General features: G+C 68.8%; 1 protein-coding gene. It reads right to left on the bottom strand.

Annotation, left to right across the window (positions count from 1 at the left end; translation table 11 throughout):
* The coding region (locus PMI01_RS25805) for an IS110 family transposase (protein WP_007676815.1) at positions 1–931 on the bottom strand (931 nt) is incomplete at its 3' end.
* Between the last annotated feature and the right edge of the window lie 169 nt (positions 932–1,100).

Raw genomic sequence — 1,100 nt, forward strand, 5'->3', positions numbered from 1 at the left:
ATGCGTGGAAGGGCTGCTGATCGCGGATGACGGCGTTTGCGGTGATGAGGAGTTTCCGGGCGATGGCGATGAAGGCCAGTTTTGGTGGTTTTCCCGCGTCGCGCAGAGCCTTGTAGCTGGTCTTGAAGCGGCTTTGAGAGCGGCAGGCGGCGACGGCGGCCATGTAGAGGGCGTCGCGTACGCGCTTGCGGCCGCCGCGTATGGCGCGAGTTCCCCGCAGCTTGCCGGAGTCGTGGTTGAAGGGCGCCAAGCCGGCCAGGGCGGCCAGGGCCTTGGGCGAGCGGAGACCCAGCTCGGGCACGAGGGCCAGGAGGGTGGCGGCGGTGACGGGCCCCACGCCGGGGATCGAGCGGATCAGCCGACTGGCCTGATCGAGGGCGGGCTGCTCGGCGACGAAGGCGGCGATGTCCTTGTCGAAGCGGGCGACGGTACGGTCGAGCCAGGCCAGATGATCGTCCAGGTCGTCGATCAGATCCGGGTCCGAGGCCTCGGCGCGACGGGTGCGCTCCTGCTTGCGCATGGCCACCAACTGATCGCGGCGCTTGTGCAATTGGGCCAGTCGCTGGCGGGCCGGATGGCTGGGCGTTGCCGGGGCGGGTCTTAGCGCCGTTCCCAAGGCCGCCAGCATGCGGGCGTCGACCGCGTCGGTCTTGGCCAAGAAGCCGGCGGCGCGGGCGAAGTCACGCGCTCGGGTCGGATTGACCCGCACATAGGGCGAGCCCGCCGCCTCCAAGGCCCTGCGCAAGAGCAGGTCGTAGTCGCCGGTGGCCTCGAACACGGTCAACCGGTCGGGGCCCGCCAGCCGTTGGACCAGGGCGGCGATCGCCTCGGCCGTGTTGGTCAAGCGCTCGCCACGTCCCCGCGCGGCGTCGAACACGTCGAGATGATGCTTGGACACATCGATCCCGACCACATCAGGGTGTATGGTCATCGGGCCTGTCCCTGTGATGCGAGGTCCGCGGCAACGGCCTCGTCCAACTGTTCAGGTTTGAGTGCACAAAAGCGGGCGGGGACCAGGCCGGGCAGCGGTCTCTAGCACCAGGGACCCATCGGTCTCCCGCCCGCGATCACCTTCGCACATCTACGATACACAGGGACCC

The sequence above is a fragment of the Caulobacter sp. AP07 genome (assembly GCF_000281955.1).
Taxonomy (GTDB): Bacteria; Pseudomonadota; Alphaproteobacteria; order Caulobacterales; family Caulobacteraceae; genus Caulobacter.